16 protein-coding genes are annotated in these 14,511 nt (G+C 41.9%); 2 read left to right on the top strand and 14 right to left on the bottom strand.

The features are described 5' to 3' along the window. Positions 1 to 13: 13 nt before the first annotated feature. From KF839_RS10070 to KF839_RS10040, 7 genes are all read right to left on the bottom strand, one after another. On the bottom strand, positions 14 to 1,180 hold the full coding sequence (locus tag KF839_RS10070) for a helix-turn-helix domain-containing protein (RefSeq protein WP_292917712.1): 1,167 nt from the start codon (positions 1,178 to 1,180) through the stop codon (positions 14 to 16). Beyond that, positions 1,177 to 1,962 carry a type IV pilus biogenesis/stability protein PilW gene (pilW, locus tag KF839_RS10065; RefSeq protein ID WP_292917711.1) on the bottom strand — a complete coding sequence of 262 codons (786 nt, stop codon included), beginning with the start codon at positions 1,960 to 1,962 and terminating at the stop codon, positions 1,177 to 1,179. Before pilW ends, KF839_RS10070 begins: the two co-directional genes overlap by 4 nt. Next, on the bottom strand, positions 1,959 to 3,059 hold the full coding sequence (rlmN, locus tag KF839_RS10060; RefSeq protein WP_292917710.1) for a dual-specificity RNA methyltransferase RlmN: 1,101 nt from the start codon (positions 3,057 to 3,059) through the stop codon (positions 1,959 to 1,961). Before rlmN ends, pilW begins: the two co-directional genes overlap by 4 nt. Positions 3,060 to 3,087: 28 nt before the next feature. After that, positions 3,088 to 3,513, bottom strand: a complete 426-nt coding sequence (gene ndk, locus KF839_RS10055; RefSeq protein WP_292917709.1) for a nucleoside-diphosphate kinase — start codon at positions 3,511 to 3,513, stop codon at positions 3,088 to 3,090. A 130-nt stretch (positions 3,514 to 3,643) separates the two neighbouring features. Further along, positions 3,644 to 4,123 carry a rhodanese-like domain-containing protein gene (locus tag KF839_RS10050; RefSeq protein ID WP_292917708.1) on the bottom strand — a complete coding sequence of 160 codons (480 nt, stop codon included), beginning with the start codon at positions 4,121 to 4,123 and terminating at the stop codon, positions 3,644 to 3,646. Positions 4,124 to 4,131: 8 nt separating this feature from the next. Beyond that, complete coding sequence (locus tag KF839_RS10045; RefSeq protein WP_292917707.1) at positions 4,132 to 4,950, bottom strand: DUF3025 domain-containing protein; 819 nt, start codon at positions 4,948 to 4,950, stop codon at positions 4,132 to 4,134. A gap of 21 nt (positions 4,951 to 4,971) precedes the next feature. Then, the gene (locus KF839_RS10040) at positions 4,972 to 5,703 is read right to left on the bottom strand and encodes an EI24 domain-containing protein (RefSeq protein ID WP_292917706.1); all 732 of its coding nucleotides are present in this window, start codon (positions 5,701 to 5,703) and stop codon (positions 4,972 to 4,974) included. A gap of 238 nt (positions 5,704 to 5,941) precedes the next feature. On the opposite strand from KF839_RS10040, the gene flgM reads away from it, so the two are divergent. Continuing rightward, positions 5,942 to 6,247, top strand: a complete 306-nt coding sequence (gene flgM, locus KF839_RS10035; protein WP_292917705.1) for a flagellar biosynthesis anti-sigma factor FlgM — start codon at positions 5,942 to 5,944, stop codon at positions 6,245 to 6,247. A 1-nt stretch (position 6,248) separates the two neighbouring features. After that, positions 6,249 to 6,710 (top strand): flagella synthesis protein FlgN, encoded by a 462-nt coding sequence (locus KF839_RS10030; RefSeq protein ID WP_292917704.1) that lies wholly within the window; start codon positions 6,249 to 6,251, stop codon positions 6,708 to 6,710. A gap of 15 nt (positions 6,711 to 6,725) precedes the next feature. Here the strand turns inward: KF839_RS10030 and motD are convergent, their stop codons facing one another. Genes motD through flhB form a run of 7 tightly spaced genes read right to left on the bottom strand, consistent with a single transcriptional unit; the run spans position 6,726 to position 14,503 of the window. Further along, entirely contained in the window at positions 6,726 to 7,523 is a 798-nt protein-coding gene (gene motD / locus KF839_RS10025; protein WP_292917703.1) for a flagellar motor protein MotD, read from the bottom strand. Positions 7,524 to 7,544: 21 nt separating this feature from the next. Further along, complete coding sequence (locus tag KF839_RS10020; RefSeq protein WP_323802063.1) at positions 7,545 to 8,285, bottom strand: flagellar motor protein; 741 nt, start codon at positions 8,283 to 8,285, stop codon at positions 7,545 to 7,547. Between the two features lie 59 nt (positions 8,286 to 8,344). Next, positions 8,345 to 9,061 (bottom strand): RNA polymerase sigma factor FliA, encoded by a 717-nt coding sequence (locus KF839_RS10015; RefSeq protein WP_292917744.1) that lies wholly within the window; start codon positions 9,059 to 9,061, stop codon positions 8,345 to 8,347. A gap of 6 nt (positions 9,062 to 9,067) precedes the next feature. Further along, positions 9,068 to 9,964, bottom strand: coding sequence for a MinD/ParA family ATP-binding protein (locus KF839_RS10010; protein WP_292917701.1), 897 nt, complete (start codon positions 9,962 to 9,964; stop codon positions 9,068 to 9,070). Next, positions 9,957 to 11,243 carry a flagellar biosynthesis GTPase FlhF gene (gene flhF, locus KF839_RS10005; RefSeq protein ID WP_292917700.1) on the bottom strand — a complete coding sequence of 429 codons (1,287 nt, stop codon included), beginning with the start codon at positions 11,241 to 11,243 and terminating at the stop codon, positions 9,957 to 9,959. Before flhF ends, KF839_RS10010 begins: the two co-directional genes overlap by 8 nt. After that, on the bottom strand, positions 11,240 to 13,321 hold the full coding sequence (flhA, locus tag KF839_RS10000; RefSeq protein ID WP_292917699.1) for a flagellar biosynthesis protein FlhA: 2,082 nt from the start codon (positions 13,319 to 13,321) through the stop codon (positions 11,240 to 11,242). Before flhA ends, flhF begins: the two co-directional genes overlap by 4 nt. Before the next feature lie 42 nt (positions 13,322 to 13,363). Continuing rightward, entirely contained in the window at positions 13,364 to 14,503 is a 1,140-nt protein-coding gene (gene flhB, locus KF839_RS09995) for a flagellar biosynthesis protein FlhB (RefSeq protein WP_292917698.1), read from the bottom strand. Positions 14,504 to 14,511: the final 8 nt, after the last annotated feature.

The raw sequence follows: 14,511 nt of genomic DNA, 5'->3' as shown, positions 1-14,511 counted from the left end.
TTATCAATAAGGTTTATTCGAGTTTAAATCGCGCCGTTCCGTCTCGTCTTTTATAAGTAGAAATATCGATTTCTTTATCATTATAGGTTAGATTAGCACCTGATGCATTGCCAATCACGATAGAGAAAGGCTTTTTCCCGGCGATAGCCTGTTCACTCCCCGCTTTTTTGAGTTGCTCAAATAAAGAAGCCCCCGACCCATCAACAACTTTAATCCACGAATCCTCTGTAAAGGTGAAAAATAGATGATCTTTACCATCTGGAAGCGCGGCAGGTTTTTTTACCTCGGGTGCATTTGGTTTTTCTTCAGAAACACTCGCCGGAGGCGGTGGCTCTGATTCTGCTTCTGACGCAGGGTTAAGAAGAGTTTGATTATTTCCACTATCATCCAATTCCGGTGATTGTTTAACTACGGGAATGGTTTCGTATTTTGTAACCGCCGGTAAGGTTAGTGGGATGTCAACAGTAGCAGTTTCTGAATCAATCTTAACATCACTTACAACATCCTTATTATTGAGTTCGTTATTTATGAGAAAGTTATTTCCAAATAAGAAATAAATACCTACGATTACGATAAAAACAATGCTGATAATGGTTAAAGAATTATTTCTAGCGCTTTTTCGCTGAGAAGAAAATGATATTTGCGTATTCTTGAATGGCGTATTTTCATGGGTTGATATGACACGGGTTGGTGCAGGCAGCATTTTCAGTAACGGCGATGGATCAAGCTGAACCAGATTCGCATAATTCCGGATAAAACCGCGTAAAAATGTCCGACCAGGTAATTTCTCAAAATCCTCTCTTTCAATAGCCTCAATCTGCTGAACGGAGAGCCGCAACTGTCGCGCAACATCTTCCACGTTCAATTTTTTTGCTAACCTTGCATTGCGAAGTGAATGTCCAACACTATTGAGCGAGTTTGCTGTATTGATATTGCCTGAGTTCGCAGATGATTGTTGGAAATCAAAATTATTACTACGCGCTTCCGGTTGATCGTGATAAGCCTCTATTGATTTATTATTCTCAACTTCTTTGTTTAAATCGGATGGCAATGAGTTAACATTCATAGCTTGTTCTTCCGTGATGTTGACAAATTCATTCTTTTCTAAAGCAAGTTGATTCCTATCTTCTTCAGAATCGTAATCTGAAATATTGAGCTTTTGATCCCTAATATTGGTCATTTTAGCTTACCCTCCCGAATTGCTGCTGCTTCCTTGGATTCCGGAAAATGCTTCTGTAATTGATAAGAGTAGCTATCCGCCGCCAATTGATTACCCATAGCCTGTTCGAACTTTACCGCCATCAGTAATATTTCAGGAGCGGGTGCATTATTTTGTAGCATCAGCGAAAGCTTTGTCTTTGCCTCTGTTAAGTGGCCGCTTTGCAAATCAAGACCGATTAACCCAATCGCGGCAGGCAAATAATCAGTTTGAAGGGATAATGCTTTATTGAGAAACGATCTTGCCTCTTTATATTTTTGGCGTTTTAGTTCACAGACTCCTGCGTTGGTGTAAGACATTTCAGGTGTTGGGTACAGAGGATCATTCGCCGCATTCATGAAATAATTGATGGCTTCATCCATACGCGCAGGTAAACGTTGACACAAGAACCAACCGAAGTTGTTATGAATCTCTGAATTTTTTGGCGCTAACCGGATGGCGCGTTCAAAACTCTCTAAAGCTTTATTGTTGTCATTCAACGTCATATTGATCAAACCAAGGACGTTATAGGCAGGTGCATAATTTGACTGCGCCTTAAGCGCTTCAGTTATTTCTTCAATCGCAATATCGAACTGATTTCGATGAAAGTACTCGGCAGCAAGTTCCGTATGTATTTTCGCGCTCTGAACAGCTCTGGCTGAGTTGTTCTGCACCACTAATCCGCCTTCAATCGGCTGTTGCACACAACCGCCAAGCCACGCAATCATAAAGAATAAGAAAACCAAAACAACAATATGCTTCACTGAGCTGCCTCAATCATTGATCGAGCAGTGCGTTTTGATTTGTCTTTTACTTGTCCGGCGAGCTGGCCACAAGCTGCCGCAATGTCGTCACCACGTGTTTTCCTTATTGTTGTAACAAATCCGGCTTGCATTAACACATCCCGGAAATTACGCACCGCTTCTGAAGTCGAGCGCGTAAAACCTGAGTTTGAGAATGCATTAAATGGAATTAAATTAAATTTACAGGGAATATCTTGTACTAATTTCACCAGCTCACGCGCATGAGTGATTTTATCATTCACGCCATTTAGCATGACATACTCGAAAGTAATAAAATCCCTGGGAGCAGCAGGTAAATAGCGTTGGCAAGCTGCGAGCAATTCTTTTAGCGGGTATTTTTTATTAATTGGCACCAACTGGTCTCGTAGCACATCGTTCGGTGCATGTAACGAAACAGCCAGAGCAACAGGGCAACGTTCACGCAACCGGTCCATTGCAGGTACCAATCCTGAAGTACTCACAGTAACCCGGCGTCGCGAAAGCCCATAGGCATGATCATCCAGCATCAAATCAAGCGCAGTTACAACATTCTCGAAGTTGGCCAAAGGTTCGCCCATACCCATCATGACTACATTAGTAACAGATTTATTGACTTGAACCAAATCACCGTCATTTACTGTCGCAAGTGTTTTATTTGCGATCCATAATTGTCCAATGATCTCGGCAACCGTCAAATTCCGGTTGAAACCTTGTTTTCCAGTTGCGCAGAAAGTACAAGCCAAGGCACAGCCAACTTGGCTTGAGACACATAAGGTGCCACGACTGGCTTCCGGAATAAAAACCGTCTCAATGCCGTTTTCCGCTCCAACTGATAACAGCCATTTTCTTGTTCCGTCTTCCGCAACATGGTCCGCAATAATCCGAGGTAATTCAATCACTGCAATAGTTGATAATTTTTCTCGCAAGCTTTTGGTTAAATCACTCATTACGGCGAAATCTGCCGCACCGAATTGATGAATCCACCGAAGTAACTGTTTCGCACGAAATGGTCTCTCACCAATTTTCATGCAAAAATCAGTCAATCCTTGACTGTCATAGTTTAATAAATTGATTGTCACTATTGCGTCACGAATGGGAAAGTTATTCTTAGCGGGAATAAATATTTAAAGCTGGGAAAAAACAAGCAATTTCAATTGCAGCCGTTTCCGACGCATCTGAACCGTGAACTGCGTTAGCATCAATACTATCAGCGAAATCAGCACGGATTGTTCCTTTTTCTGCTTTTTGGGGATCTGTCGCGCCCATCAAATCCCGATTTTTTTTAATGGCATCTTCCCCTTCCAGCACTTGCACCATGATTGGACCGGAAATCATAAAATTGACAAGATCGCGAAAAAAAGGACGCTCTTTATGCACCGCATAGAATTGCTCGGCATCGGATTGTGATAAATGTACCATCCGAGCTGCAATTACTTTTAAGCCGTTTGATTCAAAACGTGAATATATCTGACCAATTACATTTTTTGCGACTGCATCAGGTTTGATTATTGATAGCGTTCTTTCAATTGCCATTAAATTCTCCAGAAAATTAGTAAATTAAAAACGCTATTTTAACAAAATCCACTCTGAATCCGCAAAAACGTCAGCGTACCTGGCAAGATTCTATTCAATTCAATCACCCTCCCTATGTACCGAGAAAGCATTATGGAGTCGATGTATGAAGTGGATAGCCGTGCTGACGCCAACCCGGAATACCTTCCCGGTAATAGAAAATATTAATCCATCCCCATTCCACTGCTTTTGTAGTTGCAGCGGAGCTGCCTAGGCACGAAATTCCATTGCAATAAATGACAAGCGGTTGTGCTTTTTCCGCAATCGCAATTAAATTCTGTTCATTAAAATCACTTTTAACCGGAAGATGAAATGCTCCGGGTATATGTCCGGCATTAAAGTCTTCGCGCCCTCTAACATCAATAAAATAATATTCTTTATCAAGGAGTAATTTTGCTGTTTCTGTACCGATTGTGCGAGCGCCCGCTATAAATTCGGGAGCCTCAGTGTTAGCCTGGGTCCAATCTGCTTGAATGCTTGTTATCAGTAATAACAGATATAGGATGGATTTATTAAGAGACGTTTTTTGATTATTGATATCAATCTTTGCTGAGAGCAAGTATTTAGCCATATGATTTTCTAGTTAATGATTCGCCTGTCACGAAAATATGCTTTGTTATCATAATATGTTTCGCTTTCATTATCGCGAATCCACCCAGGGTAGCCTAAAAGTGGTATCGGTGTCAGGTTGGAGCTTGACAACAAATTCTGCGACAAATAAGACTCAAGCATTGTATCAACAGAAAATAGTTGATCCGATAAAGTTTTAGAGAAAAAATCGCGATTAACGTTAAAAATTATTCCCTTTCCAGTCATGCCTGTATATGGATTTAAAGCTTTCTCATACAATCCATGCCCATATATAAAAAAACGCATTGATGACAACACGCATTTGCGATGTTTCCAAAATAATTCTTTCCATTCAAAATTTTCTAATAACTGAATCAGTAGGTTATTGCTACATGTTACGATTACTCCCGATTCATCGAACAATGTTACTGCATCTCTAATCGCGCAACGATTTTTAATATTATTTTTTGACTCTGATAGCTGAGCCAGGAAATGAAGTTGATTAAGTTCGGATTTTGAATGCGGAAACACTTGCCATACTAGAGCATTAAAAAAATCATGCCAATTTTTAATTCTTGTTTGAATTTGCCCTGATAGATAGATTCTCGACTCGTACTTCTGTTCTTGTTTTAATCGATCAATAATTTGAGGGACAAACCGAACGGATTCCCCTGAACGAGTAATAATTGCTGAATTTCTCAAATCGCATAATCTATTCAGATCACTTATGGATGGCCAGCTTTCGAAATCAATGAAATTTTTTCTGAAACATGAAAAGGGATTAAGTAGCGGAGATCGGCTCAGAAAATTTGAATCCCAGCGCTGCATTACTGAATGTTGATTGAGAATTTAATTAAGCGCTTTATTTTTATCAGTTCGTAATATCTGTAAATGATCTAACCCGAAATGAATAAATGCCAGCGCTGTAAAAATCGGAGCAAGCAGATTTAAGAATGGTATGAACTGTATTAAGCTTGTGAACAACCCCAGACTCCATAAAGAATATCTGTTTTCTGAACAAATTCTATCAAATTCAAACTTATTCGCATGCTCCGACAATGCGTCATATCGAAACAATTGTTGATTCATAAATGAAGCAGCCACAATGGGAACAATAATTCCAGCACCAACTGCCCACAGCGGTAAAGTTATCACCCATATAGCGATGAATCCCACACTTGCAACTATAGCATTAACGATACTTCCACTTATCGTTCCTCCATACTCACGTTTAAGATCAGGATAGTATTGTTTTGCAACAATTTTTATTAATGCGGGCATTACAAAAATAGCTGTTAACACTAGTGTTGTAATGACTACAAGCGGAATGAATACAACAACGTCAATAAGTCCAAGAATAAAAGATTCTAACCAATCTGATTGTAAACTGATTATCCATTCAAAAATTTTTGTTTCATTTAAAAAAAGATGGATCCATGTAGAAAAAGTATCATAAAAAAAATATCCGGCAAAAAACCAAAATAGAATTGAAGCTATAATTGGCCATAAAATAATCCACGCGATTTTAAAACGCACCAAATCGCGAAATGCACTTACAATTGCTTTGGTTACAAAGGACATTTCGTTCTGATTGAAGTTATTGATGGTTATTTCTGATGTGAGAATAGTTGGATAACAAATAGATCAACCAATAAAATAATGAAAATATTCTCTTACAACTAAATTTAATCTCAATTCTAACGTAAACAACACCTATGCGGGAGTTTAATACTCTCTTTATTTTAAAGAGCTGAAAACTAAAGTTCTATATAAAACGGTCGATACAAAATTCAGAAAATTTCATTATGAGGATAAAAAAATGAAAATTGATAAATCATTACAGCCAGTTTCAACTGTATCTGTTAGTGATGGTAAAAGGCGCACGGACCTCACTCCAAATACAAATGTTGAACAAGAAAATAATGTGCATTTGAGTTCCAATATTGCAAAACTGCAAGGCATTGACAGTAATTCTGCATCAGGATCAATAGTTAATACCGCGCGCGTTCAAGAAATTAAACAAGCAATTAGTGAGGGTAATTTTCAAATTAACCCTGAAGTGGTTGCCGATCGTTTACTTGAAACCGTTAAAGAGCTAATTCATTCCAGAAATGGTGCAGCGTAACATGTCATCAAGTCTGAAATCGTTTTTCCCAATATTAAATGATCTTTTATTGAAAGAAATTAACGAACTGCATTCTTTTATCGATATTCTCAGAAAAGAAGAGCAAGCACTTATAGGTGGCAGAATAGAAGAAATTGACTTATATTCCTCTGATAAGCTTCGTTTAATTGAAGTACTAACTCAACTGAGTAATCAACGTGATGAGTATCTAAAAGGGCAAGGCATTAATTTGGATGAAAATAGCATCAATAGTTGGTTGGAAAAACAGCCTTCCGATCAGCTAAGTACTAAAGAAGCATGGAACGACTTATTAAACCTTGCTAGAACCGTTCGCCAGCAAAATCATTCAAATGGTTTAATCATCGCATCTAGACTACAACATCACCAACGAGCCTTGGCTGCACTTCACAGTGCGGCCGGCAATGTTTCTTGCTATGGACCTAAAGGCCAGGCTTATATTTGATTTCTTTCTTAGCGGTTAATGTTCGACAATCGGTATTTCAGTAACCTTATCTGGATCTGCTGATAAAATCGTTACTGTAACGCGCCGATTTCTTTTTCTACCTTCCGGTGTTTCGTTACTTTCAATGGGTCTATTTTCACCATAGCCAATTGCCGTCAGTCTGTGTGCTTCCACACCTTTCTCAATAAACAATCGAATTACACTGCTAGCGCGAGCTGATGACAATTCCCAATTTGATGGGAAATTTTCAGTATTGATCGGCACATTGTCGGTATGTCCTTCGACACGAATGTCGTGTTCGTGTTCTTTAATGACATTTGCAACAGCTTGAAGTGACAAGCTTGAGCTTTCGGCTAGTTTTGCCTGCCCCGGCGAAAAAAGTACACTTGCATTAATTTCAACCGTAACTCCCAAAGAGCTTTGAGTTACTCTAACCTGTCCGTCTTTTATTAAAGGCTCTAAAGCACTGAGGATGTCTTTAGCCATCCCTTTCATTTTTTCTTGCTTTCTCTCTTTATTCACGTCGGGATGGTCAACCAGTTTAATTGGGGTGCCTGAATTTGAGTGTTGATTTTGCAAAGCGGAAAATTTGGCTGGCTGTGTCGATGCAACCGATGCAGATTGATTGTTAGTTTTAAATGCACTGACTAAAGAAGAGCTTAATACACGATATTTACCTTCGTTAACTGATGAAACAGCATACATAACCACAAAGAAAGCAAATAATAGCGTAATAAAATCAGAATATGACACAAGCCATCGCTCATGATTATCTTGCGATTCTTCGTTTCTACCCGCCCTTCTCTTTACCATATTAAATTTAAAATTAGAGACTCAAACAAAATATCCTTTTAAGCGATTCTCGATAAATCGTGGATTTTCTCCATTGGCGATAGCGACAAAACCATCCACCAATAATTCATGCATAGTTACATGTTCGTTAATAATACTTTTGAGCTTATTAGCGATTGGCAAAAAAATCAGATTCGCCAGGCCAACTCCATAAATAGTCGCTACAAAAGCAACTGCAATACCGGTTCCCAGAATGCTGGGATCCGATAAATTCTCCATCACGTGGATCAACCCCAGCACGGCGCCCAATATTCCAATCGTCGGAGCGTAGCCGCCTGCAGCTTCCCAAATCTTAGCGGATTGCCGTTGATGCGTTTCTAAAGCCAAAATATCGATTTCTAAAATTTCTCTTAATTTTTCCGGAGTGCTTCCATCCGCTAATAACTGTAATCCTTTCTTTGTAAATGGATCTTTAACGGTCGATACATATGATTCCAATGCCAGCAATCCTTCTTTTCTTGAAATATGCGACCAATTAACAATTTGCTTAATTAGGTTTTGTGGTGAAAATTCAGGAGGATAAAAAACCCAAGCGCTCATTTTTATTCCATTGATAAAAATTTTCATGGGGCTTTGCAATAAAACCGCACCTATCGTACCTCCTGCAACAATACAAAAAGCTGCAAGTTGCAATAATGAACCAACATGTCCTCCCTCAAGAATTTGTCCACCCACGATTGCAACAAACGCCAAGGCGATGCCGCCAATACTGTTTAAATCCATCTTTGTTTTTTTATTCATTGTGAATCCAATTTATTTCACTGAATAACCGACTCAACAATTCAAAGATTTCTTAAACGACCGCGTAACCGTGCAATAGCCTGCGTATGTAATTGACAAACTCGAGACTCACTCACTCCAAGCACTTCACCAATCTCTCTTAAGTTCATCTCTTGCTCGTAATGCATACCCATAACCTGTTTCTCTCTTGGAGGCAAGTTATCAATTGCTGCGATCAAGAGGCTACGAAAATTATCATCCAATAGTGCATTTAAAGGATCTCCTTCCGAGTTAACAAATAACCGATCTAAAAATGGTTCTTCATCATCTTGTTGAAAATCTTCGTAATAAATTAATTGCGCACCACGTGCGCTTTGTAAAGTTTCGTGATATTCATCGAGAGACATTTCGAGTTCGGTAGCCAAATCTTGTTCGCTGGGTGCGCAGCCATTGCGCTGTTCCAACAAGTTAACAGCCGCTTCGATTCTTCGCATTTTTTTCCGGATACTTCGAGGCAACCAATCCGCTTCGCGTAACTCATCCAGAATGGATCCCCGGATACGTTGTGCAGCATAGCTTTCAAATTGACGCCCGTAAGAACCTTCATATCGATTGATCGCATCTAAAAGGCCAATCATCCCAGCTTGAATAAGATCGTCGACTTGCACGCTCGCAGGTAATCGAGTCATCATGTGGTAAGCAATTCGCTTCACCAACGGTGTAAATTCGACGATAAATTGTTCTTTATCAATTGCTTTGGTTCCAGTCGCAGTATACATAGTCATTTACACCGTAAAATTATCCATACTTAAAAGGCTTGTTCGAATTAAGCGTTGCATAAAATCATCCACTCCTCCGTCATACCTATCCGGGCACGCAGAACGCAAAATGTTCTGGGCAATATATTTAAAACAGGTGGAAGCTTGGGAATTCGGGAATATTGACAATACTGATTTGCACAATTGTGTCGACTGATGCAGCTTTTCATCATTTGGTATATAACCGACATATTCAAGTGATGCGGAGAGATACTGTCGTACGACTTTGAATAAATTTTGGTAAATTGCTAGAGACTCGGTCTCGGAATCGACTTTATTCACTAAAATTAAAAAGTGTTGCCGAGAGTATTCCTGACTCATGATTTTAATAAGTGCATATGCACCGGTCAGTGATGCGGCTGACCCGGAGATCACAATTAGAATCTGTTCCGATGCTAGGCTGAGTGGTAAAACATGCGTTGTGCCGGTCATTGCAGTATCGATCAATACAATATCAACAGTATCGGCAAGTTCCGAAAAACTCTTGATCAGCCAATTTTGTTCCAAAGGATCAAGTTTGCTCAAAGCCTGAATACCGCGCATTGCAGACAAAATGGAGATATTGTCGGGACCACGCAGAATCACTTGATCCAGACTTTTATCACGGTGGATGACATGCAATAAATCGAACCGGGCTTTAATGCCAAAACTCGTGCAAATGTTGTTATGACAAGGATTCTCATCAATCAGAAGCACACGTTGCCCATTTTGAGCCAATGCGGATGCCAGATTGACGATCACACTGGTTTTACCCACGCGTGATTTTCCTCCGGCAATCGTAAAGACCCGTCCGGTATCCAGCGCTCGCAAACCGGCAAGCTGGCGTAATCCCGCGGCTTGGTCTTGTAAAATAAACCTAGTCATATGCCAAGCCTGCGAATGATTTATCAAAATCTTGCATGGTTCCCGCTTCGCCTTTTGTCGCCATGATTAAAGCGAATTCCGCATCCTGCAAGGTAAATGCGGAGTCCTTAGAAGTCGACTTGAAAGCGCGATGCAGTAAGTAGCGGGAGTGCGCGACATGAATATCTTCCGGTACTTTTTGTCCATTTGCGACGTAATGCAGCAATAATTTCCGGCGTATTGCCGCATCTAATACCACGCCCAGGCTCGCAGCTTCATCAACTTTTGTAATAATGCAACCGGATATGCCGCTCTCTTGATAGGCTGAAATAATTTCATCCAATGTTTTGCCATTGCAGGTGGCGCTTAGCATGAGAATACGTTTAACTTCCACCCCGCAATCCCTGAACATCGCTATCTGCTGCATCACCATCCGGTCGCGTTGACTCATACCCACGGTATCAATCAATACCATATGTTTATTCCGCAATTCGGATAGCGTTAATTGCAAGTCTTCGGTGTCTTTAATATTACGAACAGGTATTCCTAATAATTGCCCGTAGATTCTGAGCTGTTCATGACCACCGATTCGATAACTGTCCGTGGTAAGTAATGCAACTTTATCGGCACCGTGACGCATAACGCAGCGAGCCGCCAATTTCGCGGTCGTTGTAGTCTTGCCGACACCGGTCGGCCCGACCAGCGCATAAACGCCGCCTTGCTCAATCATGTCATCACTTGCCGCTGTTCGAAGATTGGTCGTCAGAATTGACGTTGCTTGCTTTAGGCTTTGTTCAAAGTCCAATTCGTCGGATAATTTACCGATCAAGTGGCGCACCAGTAAGGGACTAAAACCGGAATCCAATAGAATCTTCAGTAGTTTTACTTTATCGGGCCGGCGCTGTGTGAAATTTCCCCAAGCGACGGTTGCCATTTGATCTTCCAAGGTATTTCGCATCGCTTGTATCTCAGCGATAATGTCGCGAGCAAACGTTGCGGAAATCGTCTCATTGACTGGTGGCAATGGTTGTTGCAGGTCATTTTCAAATGTTTTCTTTGAATAAACTTCCGACGCTGCAAATTCATTTTGCGATTCGTATTGCTTGGCAAAAGAAGGTAATGATGGCGGCGGCGTTTCCTCACGAACTAAATTGGACATCTCCGAATCGGCCAATGCCATAATCTCCACGCCGTTTCTGATTTTTCGATTGGATAAGATAACAGCATCTTCACCAAGCTCTTCCTTGACTTGCCGCAATGCTTCACGCGATGTCGACGCAATATACCGTTTTACTTTCATTGATTACCTCCAACAAGGGAAGTGATTTTGATTTTCTTTGAATCGGGAATTTCAGAATGCGCTAGCACGCGTAACTGCGGCAACGCGCGGCGTAAAAATTTTGCCATTAAAAACCGAATACTTCCGGGCACCAGCAATATCGCTGGAAGTCCTAATTTTTCCTGCTGTTGAGCAGCAATGCGAGCTTCATTCAACAATGTATCCGCAAGCCCGGGCTCGATTCCGGGTCCTTGCGTTCCATTACTTTGCATCACTTGGGTCAGCAAGTTTTCCAATTCATGATGCAGGCTCATGACTTGCACTTCAGATTCTGCAGGGAAGTATTGATCGACGATGGCGCGACCGAGCGCCGATCTGACAAAAGCAGTGAGCTCAATAGCATCTTGAGTTTTTGGCGCCTGCTCGGTTAATACATCAATGATGGTTCGCATATCCCGGATGTGAACATCTTCTTCCAGCAAATGATGCAGAACTTTCTGTACTGTCGATAACGGCAGTAATTTGGGGACCAGATCTTCAATAAGCTTAGGAAATTGCACATTGAGATGATCAAATAATTTCTGTAGCTCCTGCCGGCCGAGAAGCTCGGCTGCATGCGCATGAATCAAGTGATTGATATGAGTCGTAACCACAGTACTTGCATCAACAACGGTATAACCATTAAGCTGCGCTTGTTCACGCAATGATGATTCGATCCACACGGACGGCAGTCCAAAAGCGGGATCGCTGGTAACGGTGCCAGGTAACTGCATCGTCACTCTCCCGGGATTAATGGCCAGATACATACCGGAATAAGATTCTCCTTGACCAATTACCGAGCCTTTTAACGTGATCCGGTACGCATTGGGCCGCAATTCCAGATTGTCGCGAATATGAATGACTGGCGGAAGAAAACCGATTTCCTGAGCAAATTTTCTCCGTATTCCATTAATTCTTTTAAGTAATTCACCTTGCTGGTTTTTATCGACCAAAGGAATCAAGCGATAACCAACTTCGAGTCCAAGCGTATCAATCGGTGTGACATCTTCCCAACTGGCATCCGCTCGTTCCAGCGACGGAATTTCCACAGGCACAGGAGCAGACGGTTGTACTACCAAGCTTTTTTGCTTTAGGTAAGCCAGTGTTCCTAAAATTGCAGCGATTAGCAGAAAAACAAAATTCGGCATCCCGGGAATTAATCCCATGACACCTAGGATTGCAGCGGTAATAATCAAAATATGCGGTTGATTGAACAGTTGACTTAAGACCTGTTCGCCGAGGTCTTCGTCAGTTGTAACCCGGCTTACCACTAAGCCGGCTGCGGTGGAGATAACCAACGATGGAATTTGACCAACCAGGCCGTCACCAATCGTCAATAACGTATAATTTTTTGCGGCTATGCTTAATTCCAAGTCATGTTGCAGTACTCCGACTATCAATCCCCCGACGATGGTGATCAGCATAATCAATACGCCAGCAATGGCATCGCCGCGTACAAATTTACTGGCACCATCCATTGATCCGTAGAAATCAGCTTCCCTGGAAATGGTTTCCCGGCGTTTCCGCGCTTCATCTTCACCGATCAATCCGGCATTCAGATCGGCATCGATCGCCATTTGCTTGCCCGGCATCGCATCCAAGGTAAAACGAGCGCTAACTTCCGCAATCCGTCCGGCGCCTTTAGTAATCACAACAAAATTAATGACCACTAAGATAATGAACACCACAAGCCCGACCGCATAATTACCACCGACCAAAAAATGACCGAAAGCTTCAATAACTTTCCCCGCAGCATCCGGACCGGTATGTCCATCCAGTAAAACAACACGTGTGGATGCGATATTCAATGAGAGTCTGAGTAATGTGGTAATCAACAGAATGGTCGGAAACACTGCGAAATCTAGCGGATTTCGGGTATAGAGACTCACCATTAACACGATAATCGATACCGCAATATTGAAAGTAAATAGCAAATCCAATATAAAAGGCGGTAGCGGCAGTACCATCATGGCCAAAATCATGATGATCAAGACAGGACCAGCCAAGGTCTTGAAATTATTCGTATCGATCAACGATGACACTGACATTGCACCATTCATAATTATTTAAACCTAAATACAAAATGATCGAAATAAACACTTTTAAACAACGGATTGCACCTGATCCAATTCCGGCGGTACTGGCACATCAACCGGCGGTGTTGGCGCCGTTCCACCATATTCGTGATATCGCCGGAGTTGAAACACATACGCCAGAACTTCAGCGACCGCCGTATACAGTTTTTCCGGGATCTCGCTTTCCAGTTCGGTATGGTGATATAAAGCGCGTGCAAGCGGTGGCGCTTCAAGAATCGGTATGCGATATTCTTCGGCCACTTCACGGATCCGGGCGGCCAATAAATGCACGCCTTTTGCAACCACTTTAGGCGCACGCATGTTGCTTTGATAACGTAATGCCACGGCATAATGCGTCGGATTGGTTACAATCACATCCGCTTTAGGAATCTCCGCCATCATGCGGCGGCGCGCAGCTTCACGTTGCAGGCCACGGACACGTGCTTTTACAAATGGATCGCCTTCACTTTCCTTATGTTCTTTACGTATCTCTTCTTTGGTCATACGCAATTGTTTTGCATGTTCCCAAATTTTGTAGGGAACATCGATCGCAACGATCAGAATCATCGCGCCAATGATCAATAGGAAACTCATGGTCAGAAAATCGCCGGTACGGCTAACCCCGAGGTCGATCGGAACAGTCATTAATGCCATCACAGTGTCTTTGTTTGACCAAATAACCAATGCCGCAACGCCACCGATAACCAATGTCTTAAGGATCGCTTTTACTAACTCGATCAAACTATTGACCGAGAAAATCCGACCCAATCCCTTCATGGGATTGATACGATCAAATTTAGGAATCAATGCCTGGGCGCTAAACATCCAACCGCTTAATAGCATCGGTGCGAAAAGTGCAACAATCAACAGCAGAAACAATAAAGGCGCCATTGATATCAGGCCTTCAACGGCCAGATGATAAAACCGCACGAGCGCTAATTGCGGTTGAAAAGCCAGCTCGCGTTCAACGACCATGCCTGCTTGCATGATTTTCAGCAGCTTATCCATTAATCCGGCACCCAAAAACAAAACACCCGCCGCCGCCGCCAACAGCACTGTAAATGTCGTCAATTCCTGTGAACGCGCAACTTGGCCTTCCTCGCGCGCTTTCTCTATGCGCCTCGGCGTGGCCTCTTCGGTACGTTCTAAATCACTTTCTTCCGACATGACAAGCT

Source organism: Nitrosomonas sp., assembly GCF_019635155.1.
In the GTDB taxonomy this organism is placed as follows: domain Bacteria; phylum Pseudomonadota; class Gammaproteobacteria; order Burkholderiales; family Nitrosomonadaceae; genus Nitrosomonas.
This window is presented reverse-complemented; position numbering and strand designations above follow the sequence as displayed.

Bases quoted from the DNA above. Each gene is read 5' to 3' on its own strand.
- KF839_RS10070 (WP_292917712.1), bottom strand. From the start codon at position 1,180: ATGACCAATATTAGGGATCAAAAGCTCAATATTTCAGATTACGATTCT.
- ndk (WP_292917709.1), bottom strand. From the start codon at position 3,513: ATGGCAATTGAAAGAACGCTATCAATAATCAAACCTGATGCAGTCGCA.
- KF839_RS10050 (WP_292917708.1), bottom strand. From the start codon at position 4,123: ATGGCTAAATACTTGCTCTCAGCAAAGATTGATATCAATAATCAAAAA.
- KF839_RS10045 (WP_292917707.1), bottom strand. From the start codon at position 4,950: ATGCAGCGCTGGGATTCAAATTTTCTGAGCCGATCTCCGCTACTTAAT.
- KF839_RS10040 (WP_292917706.1), bottom strand. From the start codon at position 5,703: ATGTCCTTTGTAACCAAAGCAATTGTAAGTGCATTTCGCGATTTGGTG.
- flgM (WP_292917705.1), top strand. From the start codon at position 5,942: ATGAAAATTGATAAATCATTACAGCCAGTTTCAACTGTATCTGTTAGT.
- KF839_RS10030 (WP_292917704.1), top strand. From the start codon at position 6,249: ATGTCATCAAGTCTGAAATCGTTTTTCCCAATATTAAATGATCTTTTA.
- motD (WP_292917703.1), bottom strand. From the start codon at position 7,523: ATGGTAAAGAGAAGGGCGGGTAGAAACGAAGAATCGCAAGATAATCAT.
- KF839_RS10020 (WP_323802063.1), bottom strand. From the start codon at position 8,285: ATGGATTTAAACAGTATTGGCGGCATCGCCTTGGCGTTTGTTGCAATC.
- KF839_RS10015 (WP_292917744.1), bottom strand. From the start codon at position 9,061: ATGTATACTGCGACTGGAACCAAAGCAATTGATAAAGAACAATTTATC.
- KF839_RS10010 (WP_292917701.1), bottom strand. From the start codon at position 9,964: ATGACTAGGTTTATTTTACAAGACCAAGCCGCGGGATTACGCCAGCTT.
- flhF (WP_292917700.1), bottom strand. From the start codon at position 11,243: ATGAAAGTAAAACGGTATATTGCGTCGACATCGCGTGAAGCATTGCGG.
- flhA (WP_292917699.1), bottom strand. From the start codon at position 13,321: ATGAATGGTGCAATGTCAGTGTCATCGTTGATCGATACGAATAATTTC.
- flhB (WP_292917698.1), bottom strand. From the start codon at position 14,503: ATGTCGGAAGAAAGTGATTTAGAACGTACCGAAGAGGCCACGCCGAGG.